Here is a 19,916-nt window from a genome sequence, read left to right on the forward strand (position 1 = left end):
CTCCGGTATTTACCTTTTGTCTGGCGAATTGTTTGTTGTGTTAACATACTCTTCAAATAAGGGTATAATGGAGATTCATGGATTTTACAATATTGTATATATTTTCTTGGAGGCAGTCATGAAACAGCATAAAATCTTCAGCTATCTTTATGTCTTTTATTCTTTGGTTTTTCTAATCTATTTGATTAATGTGTTTATCGGCAGTGAAATCTTAAATGGTTTATTGGGAATCCTCACGATCATCATGCTAGTAATCTCGTTTCCTGCAGCCTCTGGATTGTTCAAAATCCTTGGCAGTGCTTTCCTCGCGATTGGAGGTTATTTATTTTACACAACCGGACAATCCATTCTGATTATTCCGCAGCTCCTGACATCCAACCTGTCGCTGCTGACCCTCTTGGCGATGCTGCCCTGGATGAACAGTGTTGTCCAAAGCGGCCGGTTTGACCGCAGTTTGAACCAGCTTATAAAAGTGAATGTTTCCGACCTGGGGAAGCTGTATCCGCGCAGTTCGGTCACGACCCACACATTGGCAGCCTTTTTGAATCTGCCGGCTGCGACCATCTCACAGGATGTCTTAAAAACAAATTTGGCGCCTCTTGGCAAAAAACTGCAAAACTCTTTTATTTCCACGGCAACATTAAGAGGTTACTCATTGGCCTTATTATGGAGCCCTTTGGAAATCACGCTGGCTGTATCAATCGTTACTACCGGGGTTGACTATGTTTCATTATTGCCCTGGCTGCTATTGATTGCCATAGTCTCTCTGGTGCTGGACTCTATGTGGGGCCGGTTCCATTATAAGAAATATGCATACGGAAACTCCGAAGTTAGCAGGACGCAAGCCATAAATGTCAGGAACCTGACACGAAAAGTAATTCAGTTAGTGGTGTCCCTTGCCCTGTTTTTAACGCTTGTCGTCTTGCTGGGAAACATATTCAAGCTTAATTTCACCCTGACCGTCACTCTGCTTATTTTGCCTTTTGCCTTTGTATGGTCCCTTCTAATGAAAAGAAGCCGAAGCTTTTGGACGATAGGCTGGAATACATGGAAAACAAAGACAAATAACATGCAGAACTTTATTGTGCTGTTTATATCCCTATCCTTGTTTTCGCACACCTTGAATGATACATCGTTCCTGGATTTCATCCAAAAGCCGCTTTCGCTCGTTTCGGATTATCCTTTCATTCTATTATTTTTGCTGCAGGCGAGCTTTGTGTTCTTTAGCATGTTTGGGGTGCATCCAATTGCAACAGTGGGCATTTTGACCGGAATCATTACCCCTCTACTGGAAATCATGAACCCGGTCAGCATTGCGATTGTTCTGATCACGGGCTCTGTTGCTACTTTCACAGTCGGAACATATGGATTGCTCGTAACACTGACTTCCATTAGCCTGGAAGAGAGCCCTTACCGAATCACCTTAAAAAACATGCCGTTCGCTTTGTTTATCGGACTGGTTGGGACGCTTGTTGCCTATTTTCTTTTATAAGAGATTTTTTCCGGATAGGGCAGCCTTTAGTATGAAAAAAGCACTTTTCCCCGTACCAAAAAAGCCCTTTTTTACACTCTAAAGTTGTAAACAGGGCTTTCCTTTCATTTATATGAGTTTTATTTCCTATAAGATAACTGTTTTCTATCAAACACCAGATCTATTAAAAATAATATGGGTAGCCATATCCAAATCCATAAGGATAAGGATAAGGATAAGGATAACCATATGGGTAGCCTAAAAGTGCACTTCCAAGGACACCGCCTAATACTCCTCCAAGGAATGGGGCTCCCCAGCCAAATCCGCCCCAACCCCATGGGCGGCCGAACCCGAATCCAAACGGACGGCCGAACCCAAATCCGAATGGACGCCCGAAGCCAAATCCAAATGGACGGCCAAACCCAAAGGGACGCCCGAAGATCCTTTCATCATTTTGATCAATCATTACATCCTGGCTCATTGGCATATTTGTATACATGTTTCTTCCTCCTCATAATCAAATTCACTATCAGAATATGCGTTCACCTAATTTTGTCATGGGCAAACATCTAGTATTCGAAATGATTTTCATTTTTATGGAGTTGACAAGCTGCATATTGCATCAAGTGGATTTTTTATGGAAGGAAGAAAGAGTCCGGCAAATGTCCTGGACACAGATAAAGCAGGTTCCATCCAGTGTAAGGTGCCCGAGAATACCTGCCTTAACAGGTTCAATAATATCGGATGTTTTGCCCCCGGTGGAAGGACTCCGTGTTTCCTCCCTGGGAGTGAGCGTACAATTCCTCCACCGGTTTTAGGATCATTTTATTTATATCCATTACTAATGTATTTAGGTGGAAATCGGCTTCCATCAATCCTGTAATTTTTTCATCCTGCTGGATGCGGGCTGTTAACTTTTGGAGGGTGTCTGCTTCTTGCTGGGTAACCTCCTGCCCCTGCATTTGCTTTTGGTACAAATTCATTTGCATCTGGTTGAATGTTTTAAAGAGATTTTTTGATGAAGGATTGGCATTCACTTCTTCATACTGATTTAATAAATGGATAAATTCACTGCTGTTCCGAAGGGCATTTTCTAATTGATTGGCAATATTAAACAACTCTCTATTCAAAAGAACAACCTCCTTGGAATCAAACTGGGCATTCCATAGTATAAAACAATGTATGTTCTTTCGTTTAAATGGTGCATCTGGGACGTCTCTGTCCAGGTCTTTTTCGGACAAATGCACAACTGATACTGTCTTTGAACACAATGAAAATCGCAAACTATTTTGATCATTGCATCATTCCATTGTAAAAACATGTCACAAATTAGTTGTTTTACAATTTACCAAACTTGTGTATGATGGAAACAATAGAAAAGGAGGCGATTATCTCTTGAATAAGTTGATTCCATTCTTCTTGCTCTTCCTTCTGCCATCGCTTTTCTATTCTCAATCAGACCTCCATCGTTTTGGCGGAAAGATACATGCGTTTCAACAGGACGCTCCTCATTTATATGTTGACCATAGTGAATGGCTTTTGGGGGATGATCATAAACATCCTTCCTCACCCGGCATTTTCTTCCCTGCTTTGCTCGTGTGCGTTATGATGGCTTTCATGGGTATGTTGTATTGCCTGATTCGTTTCAAGATAACATCGGCATTTCTCACCCCGATTCTTTATCAATCGAAATACGTGATTGTCTCCTCTGAAGTTAACGCGTAAAACATTATGTTAACAAGAGGAGGAATAAAACAATGTTGTTTCGATATATCATGATTGGTTTTTTATCTTTGACTTCTTTGTCATTGTTTACGTACCAAGGACTTGAAATCTTCCAGGCTTTTATGGACCTTTTCAAAGGAAAAGAATTTTAGGTTTAAATAATAAAAAGCCAGTGGGAAACGGCTGCACTAACCGTCCCTGCTGGCTTTTTTCTATACAATAAAAAAAGCATAAGACATTAAATGTTCTTTTGATAAAAATACCTATATTACTATAGTAAAATACTAAAAATAGTGCTAAAATAGACAAAATTTATCTGGGGGAACACAAGAATGCAGCAAAAAATATCATTTTCTACCTATGCCATCGTTGGCACGATGCTTTTCGGAATGTTCTTTGGTGCGGGAAATTTAATTTTTCCGATTCAAATGGGACAGCTCGCTGGCACGAATTTTTGGCCGGCATTAATTGGATTCCTTATAACGGCAATTGGGCTTCCATTTATCGGGATTCTTGCATTTGGTTTATCAGGGAGCAGTGGATTGCGCGATTTAGCAAGTCGTGTCCATCCGGTATTTGGAGTGGTCTTTGCAGTGGCACTTTACTTAACCATCGGGCCGTTTTTTGCCATTCCACGGACAGCAACGGTACCTTTCGTAGTCGGTTTTGAACCGTATATCAATCCAGTACATGGCAGTTTATTTCTAGGGCTATTTAGCTTTGTATTTTTTATGATTGTCTATTATTTCTCTTTAAACCCGGCAAAAATTATCGACTATATCGGGAAATATTTAACCCCTGCATTTTTAGTCTTTTTATTTATTCTTATTTTCATTGCCATCATCAAACCAATGGGCCACTTCGGGAAGCCGGCTGGTGATTATAGCGATTTAGCCTTTATCACGGGCTTTAAAGAGGGCTATAACACCATGGATGCTCTGGCCTCACTCGCATTCGGCATTGTGGTCATCCAGGCCATTAAGGGACAGGGCATCACCAATAAAAAAGAGATTGCAAAAGCCACTTTGAAATCAGGTGTTTTCGCCATGGCACTGATGATGCTGATTTACGGACTAATTACTTATATGGGGGCATCGAGCGTATCTGCCATTGGCTCCTACGAAAATGGCGGTTTAATTTTTGCTGCAGTGGCTCAGCATTATTTTGGGTCATATGGCTCTATTTTATTAGCCATCATTATCGTACTGGCATGTTTAAAAACGAGCATTGGATTGATTACAGCTTGCAGCGAGTTTTTTCATCAGCTATTGCCAAAAGTAAGCTATAAATGGTTCGTTTTGATTCTATGTTTTATGTCATTTTGCATTGCCAACTTTGGTTTAAACAATATCATTCAATTTGCAGTACCAGTATTAATGCTGCTGTATCCTTTAGCCATTGTTCTAATTTTATTGTCCCTGTGTTCCTCTCTATTCGGACATAAGCAGAGTGTTTACGCAGCGGCAACGTTCTTTACTTTTTGCGTAAGCTTCTTCGATGGCTACAGTTCGCTGGTCGGAAGTTTACCAGGCGCGGCTCTCCCATTGTTTGAATTCATTAAATTGTTCTACATGGATCATTTACCACTTTACGAGATTGGGCTTGGCTGGATCTTACCTGCTCTGGCTGGTGTGGTTATAGGTTTTTTATGGCCAGCGAGCTCTGAGAAAACGGCTGTTCAATATCGCTAATTGGGACCAGCTTAGAATAGCTTCTAAGCTGGCTACTTTATTTTCCACAATTTATTATCTTCAATATTATAACCACGTTCAGTCATCTAACAAACTGTTTATAATTCTCGCTGACTAGTATCTAAAGGATTAATTACTCTGTATCCTTCTCTTTCAGTAGGTATAAGACATAAATATAAAACAATCAGGATAAACACCAAAAGGATTTTTCCCTGTTATACAGAATATAAGTAAAAAGCTATACAAAAGGGGTGAAGTGAGTGCAAATTGAACAACTAGAATACATGGTAACCATTGCAGAACATCATTCGTTTTCTAAAGCTGGGAAAGCACTACATATTTCACAGTCTGCCATTAGTCAGTCCATTACTAAGCTAGAAAATGAATTGGGTGTAATTATTTTTGAGCGGTCCCATGCCGGGGTGAAGCCTACTGAAGCAGGGAAAAAGCTAATTGAATTAGCTTCGGAGGCAATAGATAAAATCAGGGAAATAAATGTCCAAGCTGAAAAATATAAAATTTTCCACAAGAACCAATTGAATATTGGCCTTGTCACAGGATTACATTTACCGTTCCTCCCAAAAGTGCTCTCTCATTTACGCCAGGAGTTTCCAAACTATGAAATTATATTTATTGAAAAACCATCCAAAGAACTAGTTAGAGGAATTGAAAGGCAAGAAGTCGATATTGCCATTATAGCGATTTATGAAGAAACGATTAAAAATCCCAATATATCTTTCAAAAAGTGGTATAAAGGTCAAATGTTTGTTTTAGTTCCAAGAGATTCACACTTAGCAAATCATGAGTATGTTACGCCGAAAGATTTAATAGAATATACCTTTGTTATGTTCAAGGGTGAGTTTATGGAATGGTTTTTCTCTAACTTTAGTGAGAAATACGGACCATTTAAATTATTATATCAATCTAAAAATAGCGAAAGTATTTCTGAAGCAGTCCGTAATGGCCTGGCCATTGCCATTGAGATTCAAGATGAAGTATTAACCAACCCCTATATTCGAGCAGGTGAAATCATTGCAATTCCTCTAAAGGAGGAAATCTCTAAAAATAGTTTTGTTGGCTCTTGTCGGCTAATTAAGAAAAAGACTTCTTCTTTTGAACAAAAAGTAGTTGAATTATTAGAGAGAGAAATGAACTTATTTATCAAAAAGGCTGACATTAAAAGTTTAATAAAATAAAAGATCTCAAAAGAGGAGTGCCCCTTTTCGTTTGAGATCTTTTTTTAATAAAGTTTATTTGGTCTTTGGGTCCAAGGCATCCCTTAACCCATCTCCAAACATGTTAAACCCTAACACGACAAGCATGATTGCAAATCCAGGGAATAATAATGTCCAAGGTGCAGTTGTAATAAATTGTCTGGAATCCGCTAGCATTTTCCCCCACTCAGGTTCACCTGGTTGAGCCCCTAATCCTAAGAACCCTAATGCTGCAGCTTCCAGAATAGCTGTTGCTACTCCCAATGTTCCTTGAACGATAATTGGTGTAATTGAATTTGGCAGAATATGCCCAAATATAAGCCTTCCATCTGACATCCCTGTGATTTTAGCGGCCATTATATACTCTTCTTCCTTTACGCTTAAAACACGGGAACGAATCAATCTACCATAGGTTGGGATGTTTATGATTGCTATGGCTATTAACGCATTGAACAAACTTGGACCCAATATGGATACAATAGCAATTGCTAAAAGAATACTAGGGAATGCCAACATAATATCAAAGAAACGAGAAATGATCGTATCCACCCATTTTCCATAATATCCTGCTAGTAAACCTAGAAAAGCACCAACAGCTATTGAACCAATTACTGAAAAAAATCCAATCCATAAGGATATTCTTGCCCCAAATATAATTCTAGTGAAAATATCCCGCCCTTGGTCATCGGTTCCAAACCAGTGTTCCGAATTTGGGGAAATTAAGGTTTTTTCTGGATTAAATCCATCATATGGTTGATTGGTAATAATTGGGGATAAGAACCCTAATAGGACGAAAAAGAGCACAATACTTAATCCAATCATTGCAGCACGCTGCTTCTTAAGCCGCTTCCAGGACTCTAGCCATAAAGATTTTTTTTTAAACTTAACGGGATTTTCTTTTCTCGAAAACGGGTGTATAACTGTTTTCAAATGCCTCCCTCCTTATCGATAATTGATTCTTGGATCTAACAGGGAATACAACAAATCCACAATTAAATTAACGAATACGAAAATAGTCGCAATAATTAATATCCCGGATTGAATAACCGGATAATCACGGGAACCAATTGCATCGTAAATATATCGACCAACCCCTGGCCACCCAAAAATTGTCTCTGTTAAAACAGCTCCCCCTAACAACAGACCAACCAGCATCCCAATTATCGTCAAGATAGGGGCAAAAGCATTCTTTAATGCATGTTTGTATAGAACCCAAAAACCAGACAATCCTTTTGCACGTGCAGTTCGTATATAATCGAGTTCCAAAACTTCCAACATGCTTGAACGAGTAATCCTTGCTATTATCGCCATCGGAATAGTCCCAAGCGCTATGCTTGGTAATATTAAGTGCTTTAGAACATCCCAAAATCCTGACCAATTCCCTTGTAAGATGGTATCAACTAATAATAAACCAGAAAGGGCCTCGACTGGTTCCCGGGCATTCATCCGTCCAGTGGAGGGCAAGAGGCCTAACTTTTCTGCAAAAATCCATTGTTCCATTAACCCAAACCAAAACACTGGGATAGAAACCCCTATAAGAGCTACCAACATAGCTGTATAGTCAAACCAAGAGGCTCTTTTCCAAGCTGCAATAATTCCTGCATTTACACCTATAATGATTGCTATGATCATACTCATCATCATCAACTCAATCGTTGCCATCAGGTAAGGAGTAATCTCCTCCTGTATGGATTTGCTTGTTTTAAGTGAAGTACCTAAATCACCTGTAAGGATTCCAGACACATACGAGAAATACTGCTTTACTAAAGGTTCATTCAACCCCATTTCTTCCCTTAATTCCGCGACAGCTTCGGGTGTAGCTTGATCACCAAGGATCACCGTTGCTGGATCACCAGGTATCGCATGGATAATTGAAAAAACAATGATGGACATCCCTATTAGAACTGGAATTAACTGCAGGATCCGTCTTGTAATATAAGATGACATTTGTTTGTTCCTCCTCCCTAGTTATATAGATGACAAGCTACATAATGCTCGTCGCCTACATTGCGAAATTGAGGAGAAGCCGATTCACACTCTGTTTTTTTAGCGAAACAACGTGGGTGGAACGGGCATCCTTTTGGAGGATTTATTGGGTTCGGAAGGTCTCCCATAAGTACTATTCTCTCTCTTTCATTAGTGCGGTTAATACTAGGAGCGGCTGATAACAATGCTTGCGTATAGGGATGCAGAGGATTTTTGTAAATACTTTTCTTTGAACCTTGTTCAACGATTCTCCCTAAATACATTACACCAATTCGATCACTTATATGTTTAACCACACTTAAGTCGTGAGAAATGAATAGATAGGTTAATCCCCTTTCGTGTTGCAATTGACGTAATAAATTTAATACCTGTGACTGAACAGAAACATCTAAAGCCGAAACCGCCTCATCCGCAATAAGAAGCTTAGGATTTAGCGCGAGTGCACGGGCAATCCCAATACGCTGCCTTTGCCCTCCCGAAAACTCATGTGGATAACGTGTGGAATGGTAAGCATTTAACCCTACCACTTCAAGTAATTCTTGCACCCTATATTTCCGTTCTTCAGGCGACATTGTTGTGTTGATAATCATAGGCTCTTCAATGATGTCCCCCGCTGTTTTTCTTGGATTTAGCGAAGCATATGGATCTTGAAATATCAGTTGAATATCTTTATATACATTTCTCATTTCTTTCCGGGATAATCTCGAAATATCCTTTCCCTCAAAGGACACTTTACCTGAGGTTGGGTCAATTAGGCGCATGATTGCCTTACCTGTTGTGGATTTTCCACAACCTGATTCTCCCACCAAACCAAATGTTTCATTTTCATAGATTGAAAAATCCACACCATCGATAGCCTTCACAAAGCTGTATTTTCTCCCAAACAATCCACTTTTTAGCGGAATGTGAACCTTTAATTCTTGAATTTCAAGTAGCGGTAATAGCATTTTTTACCTCCCTTGCCAGGAAACAGCGAGATATATGGCCAGGACCTACTTCATACAATTCAGGCTCTTCTTCCATACATTGATCAGTGGCAATTTCACACCTCGATGCAAACTTACATCCTGTTGGCATTTCTGAAGGAATCGGTACATTACCTGGGATGCTTTCTAACCATTCCACATCTTGTTCTAATCTGGGGATTGACCGAATTAATCCTTTTGTATATGGATGGGAAGGCGATTCTAGTACGGTCCTTACACTTGCTTCTTCTACCACCCTTCCGGCATACATAACTACGACTCGTTCACATACTTCCGAAACGACTCCTAAGTCATGCGTAATCATAATCATTGATGTAGAACTGTCTTTTTTCATCTTTTGGATTAATTCCAGGATCTGTGCTTGAATGGTTACATCTAGAGCAGTGGTTGGTTCATCGGCAATAATTAATTTTGGATTGCAGGCTAGTGCCATTGCAATCATCACCCTTTGCCTCATCCCTCCAGATAACCGATGAGGATAGTCTCTTACAATCTTTTCTGCTCTTGATATGCCGACCTCTTTAAGCAAATCAATACTCCTTTGTTCAGCTTCATTCCGATTCATTTTCATGTGTAACCGGAGAGCTTCCCCTATTTGATTTCCGATTGTGTAACCTGGATTAAGGCTCGTCATTGGCTCTTGAAATATCATTGCAATCTCATTTCCCCGTATTCTTCGCATCTTTTTATCACTTAGTTTTGAAAGATCGACATCCTGAAAAAGAATTTTTCCATCGACAATTTTTCCTTTTCTAGATGGCAACAATTGCATGATTGATAGGGCGGTTACACTTTTTCCAGATCCAGATTCACCTACAATACCCAGGGTTTCGCCTACATTGACGGTAAAGGATACACCATCAACTGAAGGAACAACACCATTATCTGTAAAAAAATGAGTTTTAAGATTTTGAACAGAAAGCAACGGTTTCATTTTGTCCCTCCTTGCATTCTTTTAAAATTCTATCTTCATATAATAGACCTCTGCTATTCTTTTCATAGTCAATGGGAGGTTAGATATGTTCTACAGCTTTTATTGAGAGCGATTCAATAGGTGCAAACCGTGGGTAAGAGCATTCTATTCATTCTGCCTTACCTGTTTATTTTTTCAGCGTATGTTTGGAAGCATTAGTTTGATAAATAACGCCATTATCTTTTAAGCGTTTAATTTCTTCTTCGTTTAAGCCTAAAACGGACTGAAGAATTCTTTCGTTATGTTCACCAAGTTGGGGTTCAAGCGGATTTTCGCCAATTCTCAGCCCCATTTCTTTTTCAAAAAATTTAATCGGAAAATTTGGAAGCTTAATCTGACCAAAAACAGGATGCTCTACATCAACAACCATATTTCTCCCTTTTAAATGAGCATCATCTATCAATTGTTTGACATTCTTCACTTCACCTGCCGGAACATGCAAATCTGCCAAAAAGGAGAGTAACTCATCTAAATCCTTTTGGATGGCCCAATCAGCAAAAATTCCATTTAAATAATCAAGATTTTCCGCTCTCTTTTCAAGTGACGCTAGGTCATCTCCACCAAATGCGTCAACAATGTCCTTCCTGCCGATTCCCTGATAAACCTTTGTAAAACGATCATGTCCCGAAGCACATACAATCGCCCATTTCCCATCCTTTGTTTCGAACGCTTCCCATGGTGCACCAAGCGGATCCTTATTTCCTCTCGCTTCTAAAGATTCCCCAGTCATACTTGTTCGAATGACAGATTCCTCTAAAACAGAAAATATACTATCCATCATACTAACCTCTAATCGTTGACCCTTTCCTGTCTTATTTCGATCGATGATGGCACTTAGAATGCCAACTGTTAAATAAATGCCGGATAAAGCATCCGCAACAGCTGGGCCCGTTTTTAATGGTTTTCCGCCTTCTAGGCCATTCTGACTCATCAGTCCCCCCATGGCTTGAGCAATTCCGTCAATGCTAGGTAGGTGTGAATAAGGCCCATCGCTGCCAAACCCATTTAATGAAGCATAAATGATGCCAGGGTTCATTTTTTCTACATGCTCATAACCAATTCCCAATTTATCCATCGTCCCGGCGACAAAATTCTCAACCACCACATCAAATTCTTTAGCTAAGTCTAAAAATAATTGTTTCCCTTCATTACTTTTCAAGTTAAGGGAGATAGACTTTTTCCCGCGATTTAACATATAAAAGTAACCGCTTACATTCCCTTGAAAAGGTGGTAACGATCTGGACCGGTCTCCTAAACCTGGTCTTTCAACCTTAACAACTTCAGCACCTAAATCCTGCAGCAATAAGGTTGCATATGGAGCTGAAAAAACCCAACTCAAATCCAATATTTTGATACCATCTAATGGTTTTGTCATTGTTTATCACTCTCTTCCTGTTACCGTTTATAAGGAACTACCATCAGAGGAAATTATTCCTTTCCCTCTGATGGATATCCATTAGCCTATTTTTTAATCCTCCAATGTTACTTCATCCATATTTTCTGCACCTGTTGGATGAGGGATATACCCCTTAACATAGTCAGCCGTAACTACAGGCTCTTTCACCTCTACAAGAGGAACTGATGGTGCATCCTCATGGACAAGCTTTTGAACCTGTTTATAAATTTCAGTTCGTTCCTGTTCATCCATTACGGATTTCGCTTTCATTAATAAGTCGCTTACCTCATCATTCACATAAAAAGTATGGTTTTGTGCTGCACCTTTTACTGCGTTATTTTTACTTAACATTGAATATAAGAAATTATCTGGGTCACCATTATCACCAACCCATCCAATCAAACCGATGGAATGTTCACCATTTCGAAGCTGATCAATATAGGCCGCCCATTCATAAGAAACAATTTTGACATTTACCCCAATTTTTTCAAGGCTTGCTTTCATTGCTTCAACCATCTTCGTCGGTTGTTGCATATAAATTCGAGAATTTGACGTAACGGCAAACTCTAGCTCGAAACCATTTGGATAACCAGCTTCAGCTAAAAGACTTTTTGCCTTATCTAGGTTGTACTCGTAATCTTCGATCTCATGGTTATAGGCCCAACTTTCGGAAGGCAACATATTCTTAACTGGCTCTGCCAGACCATAGAAAAAGGCATCTGCTATCCCTTTTTTATCAATTGCATGATTGATAGCTTGTCGAACCTTTATATTGTTCAAGGGTTCCTTTTGGTTATTAATTGATAAATATCCAACATTTAAAGCCGGACGTAAAAGTAATTGATATGAGTTATCGTTTTCAAGGGATTTTAAATCTGAAGGATTTAGACTAACCATGATATCAATTTCACCATTTTTCAACGCAGTCAATCTGGAGGTATTATCTGGAATAACTTTATATATTAATTTATCTAATTGAGGAGAATTCTCTTTCCAATACTCTACATTTTTTACTAATGTAACCGAATCATTTGGAATCCAGGATTCTAATTTAAATGGTCCTGTACCAACTGCATTTTCATGGATATCAGCACCATATTTTTTTAAAGCTGCCGGGCTTATGATTCCAAATGCATGCATCCCTAAATTCGAAAGAAAATTAGCTTGAGGTTCGGATAACTTAAATTCCACGGTATGTGGATCCACCATATTGACTTCTTCGATCACACTGCCATCCCCTTTAAATCCATTAAACATGCCGCGATACACTGAAAAAGTGGCATCATGCCTTGCAGGATGACTAGGATCCATCATTCGTTCAAAATTATAGACAACGGCTTCAGCATTAAAATCGGTACCATCATGAAACTTGATTCCTTCCTGTAAATTAAATTTCCAAGTCTTACCGTCCTCTGAAACCTCCCAATCTTTTGCTAGTTTTGGGATCACGTTTGTTGTTTCTTTTTCATACTCAACGAGCGTTTCATAGACATTTTTGCTGACTCTCCATGTCTCAATTTCATTTGCATTTTGAGGATCCATTGAATAGCTATCTGCACCTCGACCAAAGATTAAAACCTGTTCCTTTGTTTTCTCCTGCTCTTTTTTCTCATTGTCTTCATTAGAGGCTGCATTACTACATGCTGATAAAACGAGTGAAATAATTACTGCGGCTAACATGAATCTAAATGGAATTTTCATGCGGAATCCTCCCAAACTTCTATTTTTACAATTTCACTTTCGCTTTTTCTAGAAACTCCTCTATTTGTTCCCTAGTTTTACTGTCATTTCCAATAAATTCATCAATCGTATTTCCCTGCTGATAGATAACAAAGCTTGGAATTCCCATCACATTTGCTTTTATACAAATCTCCTTAAGTGAATCTGCATCAACCTTGTAAAAGCAAAAATCCCTTTGATTTTGTTCTTTAATTTCATTCATAAAAGTATCGATAAAACGGCAATCAGAACACCAGTCTGCTGAAAAATACATAACCACTGCCTTAACACCATTTACTAAGTTTGAATATTGTTCTTGATTTTGAATTTTTTCCACCACGAAGCCCTCCTTCATTCTTATTTGGTTAAAGTAGGCTTTTGTAGGCCAAGTTTGAATATTTTGTTTGCGTTTTTCCAATAAAACTTTTCTCTCACTGAATCTTTTAACGGCCACTCTTCAATTTCCTTTATCACATCTTTGATTGGCATACCCATTGTTAACCAATCAGAACCAAATACGATTTTATCCTGGATCAATGTGTTGGCATAATACATAAACATATCCCACCCTGTATTTGGTTCCGCAATATAACGCGGCCTAAAAGCTGATGTATCCACATATAGGTTTTCATATTTTAGTAACATCGCAATCATATCTGGAATCCATGGCCAACCACCATGACCCGCAATAATTTTTAGATTCTTAAAGTCCATAAGTGGTGCCTCTAAATTAGATGGATGATCAAGAAATACAGAGGTTTCTCGAAAATAATTTATGGAACTATGAATCCAAATTGGAATATCAAATTCATCACAAAGGGCATATAAAGGGTAGTATCTCCGATCATCCGCTTTCAGACCATGCTCATATGGCGGAATGACTACTGCCTTATAGCCTTGTTCAGTTATCGCTCTTCGAACCGTTTTTAAACTTTCTGTCCCCTTATGGGGATTGAACCCTGCATATCCAATGAAACGATTTGGATATTTGGTTAAAATTACACCGATATAATCATGGTCCACAGGAGGATCGTTCCCGTCCCGACCATAATCCATATTGTGAATGGCGTGATACACGACGTCAGATTCATGGAGCATGTTTAAAAAATTCTCCATCGAAAATTTGTCCTGCAACTTTGAATAGACGTCATTCATTACCTTTGCCACTGATTGACTCTCCGTTTTTTTAAAGAATTCTTCCTTCGTCATCCCAGCCAATTGGGCCCACTTTGGTCCAAATAATAGACGATATTCCGTGTTTTTCGGGTCCATTTCTTCCGGTGATTCAAAAAGAAACTCCGGCAAAGTATTCGAACAATCAATAATCAATTGGTTCACTCCTTTTTCTAAACCTTAATAATTTTTTTCAAACAGCGGTGTCTTTGTAAGGGATTTCTCCAAAGTCCCTGGTTCACACCAAATAATATCTGGTGTAAGCCTTGCCTCCGTATGAAGAGCATTTTTTATTTTCTCCTCCAACACACATAATCTGCTTTTATCGTAATGGCTGCCATATTCAAGTTTGATTTGAAGGGGAGGAACCACTCGAGGCGGTGGATTATTTAGGACAATTCGCAGTTCTCCAGTTACATCGGGAATAAAATTTGATACGACTTTTTTAATTGCAGACGGATAGACATTTGCCCCTTTAACAATCAGCATGTCATCTGAACGACCAACAAATTTTACTCTCTTTCCACTAAAACCGCACCCCGAACACTCATCAGTGAAGACTTGAATGACATCCCCTGTTGCATAGCGAATTCTTGGAAGCCCTTTCAAATTTAATTCTGTAGTAACCCTCTCTCCAATCACACCGTTATAGATAGCTAACGGAGTTTTGGTTTCAGGGTCTATTAAGTCTAATGGAAATAAATTAAGATCTGGTGCAACACAATGAATCCCATGGTATTCATCCGAGTCACAGGAAAAGCCTAGCTCTCCTAAATAATCATAAATTCTGCAACCATAGCTTTCTTCTATTCTTTTTTTAATTTTAGGAACACCTACACCTATTTCCCCGACTGTAAAAATAGCTTGAAGCCCCAGGTTTCTAACATCTGTTCCCAACTCAGCTGCTTTATGAATCAAATGTTCAGCAAGAGAAGGTGTCATCATGGCAGCTGTTGGTCCTGCCATCTTCGCGTATTGTAAAATGCTTTTACTACCTGCGCGAACGTCTACATCTATTGGTAGGACACCTTGTGATCTAACACCAAATAAAATAGAAGAAGTAGCATATATACCCAATGCATGTGAAAATAATAATCGCTCACCTGCGTGAATACCGCCATAATTAAGCATGTGTCTAATATACCGATTTAAAAATTCAATATCAGCTCGAGTAAAAGTGTAGGTAAAGGTAGGCACACCTGAGGTTCCACTAGTTGTACCTGTAAATACGATTTCATCGGGAGAACTACAAAGATGCATGCCAAATGGATGGCCAAATCTATCCGTTGATTCTTGTTGACTTGTTCTTTCAATTGCTTTGTCCATAAAAATCGGCAACTTTTGAAAATTTTCAATGGTTTGGATATCCTCTGGAAAGGCACCTGATTCCTCGAATTTCTTTCGATAAAGTTGAGAGTTTCGATAAACATATTTTAATTGTTTACATAATAGCTCTTCTTGGTGGTCCTTGATTTCTTCTTCTGACATTTGATTAAATTTAGGATTGGCATAGGTGACTTTCCTTGTCTTTACTTTTGTTTGCAACACTTCACTCCCCTTTATAAAATTATCACTATATAGATATTTGCTTATTCTAAGTCTTCTTTATATTTAGATTATATTTGAACTTAATAGTAAAATGGTAATACACATTCTTAATATAGGTATAAGCAATCCTTACACCCCTGATTAAATAAAAACAAAGCAAATAAAATATAAAGCTATATAAAACGTAAATTTATTTTTTAATAGGTACGATAAGGGAAAATGGTGGGACTCTGAGTATGGTCGAATTAACCTAGAATCCCCCCTCTCTTTTTTGCTTAGTAATAGCAAAAATCATGGGAAGAAAAGAATTTAGCCAAATGACTTTCTTAACTTCTTTTCCGCCATCACCATCGGCACTATTGGAGGCGTCATTGTTACTGATCCGAATTTTGCGATGCTTTATGGTGTTTATTCACTTGCTTTATGGAGTTTATTTACGATTGTGATCGGCTTTATTGACATTAAATTACGGACTTAACGGACCGCCATGAAGCTCAGCCAACCATAGTAATAAATGACAGCAAATCATGGAGGGAGCTCTTCTGAGAACCCGTTTTGATGTGGACGCCTTAAAGGCAAAGCATAGGGAGAAGGACGTTTTCTTCCTATCTAAAGTGGATATGCCATTTGCGAAACTTGACAAACATCAAGACCAGCTGCAATTAACAAAATCGTGGCTGTTCAGGGACCCAACCTAGACTCTGACATTTGAACCAGGGTATCTGCAGCAAACCTTTATATTTGTATGATTACCAAAAACCAAACTAAGAGGAAGAAAAAAGGTGAACCAAAGGGCTTCAAAATACGCCCTCACGCCAAAATTCCATCAAGACCAAAAAAGGAGACTGAACACTCCCTCACAGCGCGGAGTCCTTTAAGAAATAGATTAACCAGAGAAATGTCCTACTTAACTGCTTGATACCAGTAAAAGACACACAGAAATGAACCATAAAAATGGGCAAGTTGCAAATGGTTGATAATTTTGTACTTAGAACATAGTTCCATATTTTAAAAAAATCCCCTTTGTCCCAAAAATGTCCAAAAAAAGAAAAAACCCTTAGAGCAAAAAATACTCTCATGGGTTCTGTTTGGCGGGGTTCTTTCCCCTTTTTAGCGTGCAAACGACTTGTGAACAGTGCCAGTCACCGTTTGCTAGGTGTTTTCGCCATGGCACTGATGATGCTGATTTACGGACTAATTACTTATATGGGGCATCGAGCGTATCTGCCATTGGCTCCTACGAAAATGGCGGTTTAATTTTTGCTGCAGTGGCTCAGCATTATTTTGGGTCATATGGCTCTATTTTATTAGCCATCATTATCGTATTGGCATGTTTAAAAACGAGCATTGGATTGATTACAGCTTGCAGCGAGTTTTTTCATCAGCTATTGCCAAAAGTAAGCTATAAATGGTTCGTTTTGATTCTATGTTTTATGTCATTTTGCATTGCCAACTTTGGTTTAAACAATATCATTCAATTTGCAGTACCAGTATTAATGCTGCTGTATCCTTTAGCCATTGTTCTAATTTTATTGTCCCTGTGTTCCTCTCTATTCGGACATAAGCAGAGTGTTTACGCAGCGGCAACGTTCTTTACTTTTTGTGTAAGCTTCTTCGACGGCTACAGTTCGCTGGTCGGAAGTTTACCAGGCGCGGCTCTCCCATTGTTTGAATTCATTAAATTGTTCTACATGGATCATTTACCACTTTACGAGATTGGGCTTGGCTGGATCTTACCTGCTCTGGCTGGTGTGGTTATAGGTTTTTTATGGCCTATGGGCTCTGGGAAAACGGCTGTTCAATATCGCTAATTGGGACCAGCTTAGAAATTCTAAGCTGGTTCCTTATTTTATAGCGAAAAGCTGTAACCTCCTGTTTTCTTGAAGAATACTCAAATCCGATGATAAAATAATGCTTATTATGCCTATTGGAGGAAAAGATGAGTTTACAGCTAAATTTAGATTTTTATGAAGATAAGATTGAGTTCTTTGAGGCTGAGAGCATTAAAGCGCTGGAAGATAAAATTCAAGCACAAATCGAAAACAACAAAGCCCTTATGCTCTCAGTCCATTCTGTCTCCCACCAAATGTACGTTAGCGATGACGGACGCCGCTTTTATAGTGCAGTCGTGCACTTTAAGCTTAAGCAAAGTGTCGGTTCTTCTATTTCGATCTAGAAACGGAAAGTAAAGAGTGCGAACGGTGCCAGGCAGTGTTTGTTAGGCTTTTATGGAACTTTTCAAGGTGAAACATTAAAGATTTAAACGCAACAGCTGAAGATTGACATAAAAAATCCAGCAGGAAACGGCTGAACCCCGGTTCCTGCTGGATTTTTTTATTTAATTAAATAGTGCTTAAATTTGTAAAGAAAAAGATGAGCCCTTCTCGAAGGCAGTTGCCCCGTTTAGCGATATATCCAGGCGTCAGCCCACCATAGCCCAGCGCTTCTTCAACACATTTGAGGTATTAACAAGAAAAACACAATTACTTATTTAATAACATGGTTAATTTTTCATAAAAAGCGGTGATTGCATCATAAAACTCAATTATTGCACCAATTACGGTTTGACCCCCTAATTACTGACACCTGCTTCACCATTCTCGCTCTATCATAGTTTTTTATTTTTTATTTTCCTTCTTCACTTTCGTTCGTAAAAGATAAGTGAAGAAGGGTGTTTTTTTGCTATTTATAGACTGATAGCCATTTCTTCTGGAAACCCAATATCCTTGTACTTTTCATAAAATTTGGCCGGAGACATACGCCCCAGACTGCCATGGTATCTTCTCTCATTGTAGAACTCCATGTACTCATCAATGCGGTAATATGCCTCTTCAAAATATTCGAATGTGAAACGCCTGAAGAGATCACGTTCCAGGTTGCTGTGGAACGACTCGATAAATGCATTATAATTAGGTGACCTAGGAGGAATCCTCTCGTGAAAGATTTTATTCTCTTCGCAGAATTCACCAAAGTGGTTACTTACGAACTGAGGGCCGTTATCGGTACGAAGGACGATACAGTGCCCATCCTGCTCCTCTGGGGCCTTCAGACCTCTCCTGATAATGGCCTCCTTAAGCATTCCGGTTATGTCCTTCGCCTGGCATTTAGAGCCTCTGTAATAACCTACAATACGCCTATCAAACACATCGATGGCGCTTGCGATAAAGAAAAACCTTCGGCTTCCTTCAATTGACCCATATTTAATATCCAGTTGCCAATGCTGGTTCGGAGCTGTGACTAGTCGATTCCTGACAAGACGTCTGGGATACTTCGGGCTGCCTGTCCGGTGGGGAAGGAGAATTCCCAATTTGCCACATAGTCTAGCCACCTTTTTGTGGTTGATTCTAAGTTTGTGATGCTCCCTCAGATATTCTGTAAGATTCTTAACGCCGTAAGTCGCCCCATCTCCCTCAATCGCCTCCATGAGGAACTCCTCTATCTGTTCGTCTGAGATAATAATTCCTGCTTCAGTTACTGAGTAACCTGGGATTGGACGGCCCCTTTTTCCCTTGGTTACGATCTCTTCGTCGCTCCCCGCATGATAATAATATAAAGACCGATTTACTCCAGCTGCCTCTGCCAATTTAGTAATCGCAAACCCCTCCTCTGCCCATAACCTTATCTCTTCAAGGACCGTCAGGGCCGGGATTGGCTTTTTTTTAATAAATTCCTAAGCATAGCGACTTCAAGTTCTTTTTCACCAAGCAGTTTCATTGCCTGTTCGTATTTCGCCTTTAACTCTTCTTTCGTAGGTTCTATAGATAGTACCGCTGAGGCAGGGTCCTCCATCTGTCCTCTTACTTCATCTTCATATTCCTGAATCCACCTATTAAGAGTAGTACGATCGATACCTGCATGACGGGCAATAGAGGAATAATTCCCCGACTCAAGAGCTAGTCTGACATAGTTTTTTTTGACTTCCTCAAGAGCTGGTATTTTTCTGTTTGCCATTCTTCTCTCCCCCTAACTTCTTTTGATTTTCTTGACCCTAGTGTACTGTTTCTCTCAAGTAGGTGTCCAAAAGAATTAGGGGG

General features: G+C 39.2%; 18 protein-coding genes and 1 pseudogene. 6 read left to right on the forward strand and 13 right to left on the reverse strand.

Features of this window, described 5'->3' with window-relative positions; genetic code table 11:
- Nucleotides 1-118: 118 nt before the first annotated feature.
- Nucleotides 119-1,492 (forward strand): hypothetical protein, encoded by a 1,374-nt coding sequence (locus WQ57_RS19600; protein ID WP_046525463.1) that lies wholly within the window; start codon nt 119-121, stop codon nt 1,490-1,492.
- Between the two features lie 163 nt (nt 1,493-1,655).
- On the opposite strand, the gene WQ57_RS19605 is transcribed toward WQ57_RS19600, so the two are convergent.
- Together WQ57_RS19605 and WQ57_RS19610 are read right to left on the reverse strand one after the other, a co-directional pair.
- Nucleotides 1,656-1,970 (reverse strand): hypothetical protein, encoded by a 315-nt coding sequence (locus WQ57_RS19605; RefSeq protein ID WP_420912404.1) that lies wholly within the window; start codon nt 1,968-1,970, stop codon nt 1,656-1,658.
- 232 nt (nt 1,971-2,202) lie between these two features.
- A complete protein-coding gene (locus tag WQ57_RS19610; protein ID WP_046525464.1) occupies nt 2,203-2,601 on the reverse strand; it encodes a YlbF/YmcA family competence regulator in 399 nt (132 codons plus the stop codon).
- Nucleotides 2,602-2,866: 265 nt separating this feature from the next.
- Here WQ57_RS19610 and WQ57_RS19615 point away from each other — a divergent pair, with 265 nt between their 5' ends.
- From WQ57_RS19615 to WQ57_RS19625, 3 genes are all read left to right on the forward strand, one after another.
- Nucleotides 2,867-3,196, forward strand: a complete 330-nt coding sequence (locus WQ57_RS19615; RefSeq protein WP_046525465.1) for a hypothetical protein — start codon at nt 2,867-2,869, stop codon at nt 3,194-3,196.
- Between the two features lie 332 nt (nt 3,197-3,528).
- Nucleotides 3,529-4,887: a branched-chain amino acid transport system II carrier protein gene (brnQ, locus tag WQ57_RS19620; RefSeq protein WP_046525466.1), complete on the forward strand. Its 1,359-nt coding sequence runs from the start codon at nt 3,529-3,531 to the stop codon at nt 4,885-4,887.
- Nucleotides 4,888-5,147: 260 nt separating this feature from the next.
- A complete protein-coding gene (locus tag WQ57_RS19625; protein ID WP_046525467.1) occupies nt 5,148-6,083 on the forward strand; it encodes a LysR family transcriptional regulator in 936 nt (311 codons plus the stop codon).
- A gap of 54 nt (nt 6,084-6,137) precedes the next feature.
- Here the strand turns inward: WQ57_RS19625 and WQ57_RS19630 are convergent, their stop codons facing one another.
- The 9 genes from WQ57_RS19630 to WQ57_RS19670 form a co-directional block, all read right to left on the reverse strand.
- Nucleotides 6,138-7,031 (reverse strand): ABC transporter permease, encoded by an 894-nt coding sequence (locus WQ57_RS19630; protein ID WP_084820330.1) that lies wholly within the window; start codon nt 7,029-7,031, stop codon nt 6,138-6,140.
- A 12-nt stretch (nt 7,032-7,043) separates the two neighbouring features.
- Nucleotides 7,044-8,048: an ABC transporter permease gene (locus WQ57_RS19635; RefSeq protein ID WP_046525468.1), complete on the reverse strand. Its 1,005-nt coding sequence runs from the start codon at nt 8,046-8,048 to the stop codon at nt 7,044-7,046.
- Between the two features lie 17 nt (nt 8,049-8,065).
- On the reverse strand, nt 8,066-9,034 hold the full coding sequence (locus WQ57_RS19640; protein ID WP_046525469.1) for an ABC transporter ATP-binding protein: 969 nt from the start codon (nt 9,032-9,034) through the stop codon (nt 8,066-8,068).
- Entirely contained in the window at nt 9,015-10,007 is a 993-nt protein-coding gene (locus WQ57_RS19645; RefSeq protein ID WP_046525470.1) for an ABC transporter ATP-binding protein, read from the reverse strand. The genes WQ57_RS19640 and WQ57_RS19645 overlap by 20 nt, the downstream gene beginning before the upstream one ends.
- Before the next feature lie 166 nt (nt 10,008-10,173).
- Nucleotides 10,174-11,421, reverse strand: a complete 1,248-nt coding sequence (locus WQ57_RS19650) for a CaiB/BaiF CoA transferase family protein (RefSeq protein ID WP_046525471.1) — start codon at nt 11,419-11,421, stop codon at nt 10,174-10,176.
- 93 nt (nt 11,422-11,514) lie between these two features.
- Nucleotides 11,515-13,143, reverse strand: coding sequence for an ABC transporter substrate-binding protein (locus WQ57_RS19655; protein ID WP_046525472.1), 1,629 nt, complete (start codon nt 13,141-13,143; stop codon nt 11,515-11,517).
- Between the two features lie 25 nt (nt 13,144-13,168).
- Complete coding sequence (locus tag WQ57_RS19660; protein WP_046525473.1) at nt 13,169-13,498, reverse strand: thioredoxin family protein; 330 nt, start codon at nt 13,496-13,498, stop codon at nt 13,169-13,171.
- Between the two features lie 20 nt (nt 13,499-13,518).
- Entirely contained in the window at nt 13,519-14,490 is a 972-nt protein-coding gene (locus WQ57_RS19665; protein ID WP_046525474.1) for an amidohydrolase family protein, read from the reverse strand.
- 24 nt (nt 14,491-14,514) lie between these two features.
- Nucleotides 14,515-15,879 (reverse strand): phenylacetate--CoA ligase family protein, encoded by a 1,365-nt coding sequence (locus tag WQ57_RS19670; protein WP_084820331.1) that lies wholly within the window; start codon nt 15,877-15,879, stop codon nt 14,515-14,517.
- Between the two features lie 1,158 nt (nt 15,880-17,037).
- Between WQ57_RS19670 and WQ57_RS19675 the strand changes: the two are divergent.
- Together WQ57_RS19675 and WQ57_RS19680 are read left to right on the forward strand one after the other, a co-directional pair.
- Nucleotides 17,038-17,693 (forward strand): annotated as a pseudogene (locus WQ57_RS19675) (branched-chain amino acid transport system II carrier protein); the annotation flags it as partial.
- Between the two features lie 128 nt (nt 17,694-17,821).
- A complete protein-coding gene (locus tag WQ57_RS19680; RefSeq protein ID WP_046525475.1) occupies nt 17,822-18,058 on the forward strand; it encodes a DUF2536 family protein in 237 nt (78 codons plus the stop codon).
- Nucleotides 18,059-18,568: 510 nt separating this feature from the next.
- On the opposite strand, the gene WQ57_RS19685 is transcribed toward WQ57_RS19680, so the two are convergent.
- Nucleotides 18,569-19,546, reverse strand: a complete 978-nt coding sequence (locus tag WQ57_RS19685; RefSeq protein ID WP_156183066.1) for an IS3 family transposase — start codon at nt 19,544-19,546, stop codon at nt 18,569-18,571.
- Complete coding sequence (locus tag WQ57_RS19690) at nt 19,519-19,833, reverse strand: helix-turn-helix domain-containing protein (RefSeq protein ID WP_046522972.1); 315 nt, start codon at nt 19,831-19,833, stop codon at nt 19,519-19,521. Before WQ57_RS19690 ends, WQ57_RS19685 begins: the two co-directional genes overlap by 28 nt.
- Between the last annotated feature and the right edge of the window lie 83 nt (nt 19,834-19,916).

This window comes from Mesobacillus campisalis, assembly GCF_000986785.1.
In the GTDB taxonomy this organism is placed as follows: domain Bacteria; phylum Bacillota; class Bacilli; order Bacillales; family Cytobacillaceae; genus Mesobacillus_B; species Mesobacillus_B campisalis.

Coding starts and splice junctions, on each gene's coding strand:
- WQ57_RS19655 (WP_046525472.1), bottom strand. CDS start 13,143: ATGAAAATTCCATTTAGATTCATGTTAGCCGCAGTAATTATTTCACTC.
- brnQ (WP_046525466.1), top strand. CDS start 3,529: ATGCAGCAAAAAATATCATTTTCTACCTATGCCATCGTTGGCACGATG.
- WQ57_RS19600 (WP_046525463.1), top strand. CDS start 119: ATGAAACAGCATAAAATCTTCAGCTATCTTTATGTCTTTTATTCTTTG.
- WQ57_RS19645 (WP_046525470.1), bottom strand. CDS start 10,007: ATGAAACCGTTGCTTTCTGTTCAAAATCTTAAAACTCATTTTTTTACA.
- WQ57_RS19605 (WP_420912404.1), bottom strand. CDS start 1,970: ATGTATACAAATATGCCAATGAGCCAGGATGTAATGATTGATCAAAAT.
- WQ57_RS19640 (WP_046525469.1), bottom strand. CDS start 9,034: ATGCTATTACCGCTACTTGAAATTCAAGAATTAAAGGTTCACATTCCG.
- WQ57_RS19690 (WP_046522972.1), bottom strand. CDS start 19,833: ATGGCAAACAGAAAAATACCAGCTCTTGAGGAAGTCAAAAAAAACTAT.
- WQ57_RS19650 (WP_046525471.1), bottom strand. CDS start 11,421: ATGACAAAACCATTAGATGGTATCAAAATATTGGATTTGAGTTGGGTT.
- WQ57_RS19680 (WP_046525475.1), top strand. CDS start 17,822: ATGAGTTTACAGCTAAATTTAGATTTTTATGAAGATAAGATTGAGTTC.
- WQ57_RS19635 (WP_046525468.1), bottom strand. CDS start 8,048: ATGTCATCTTATATTACAAGACGGATCCTGCAGTTAATTCCAGTTCTA.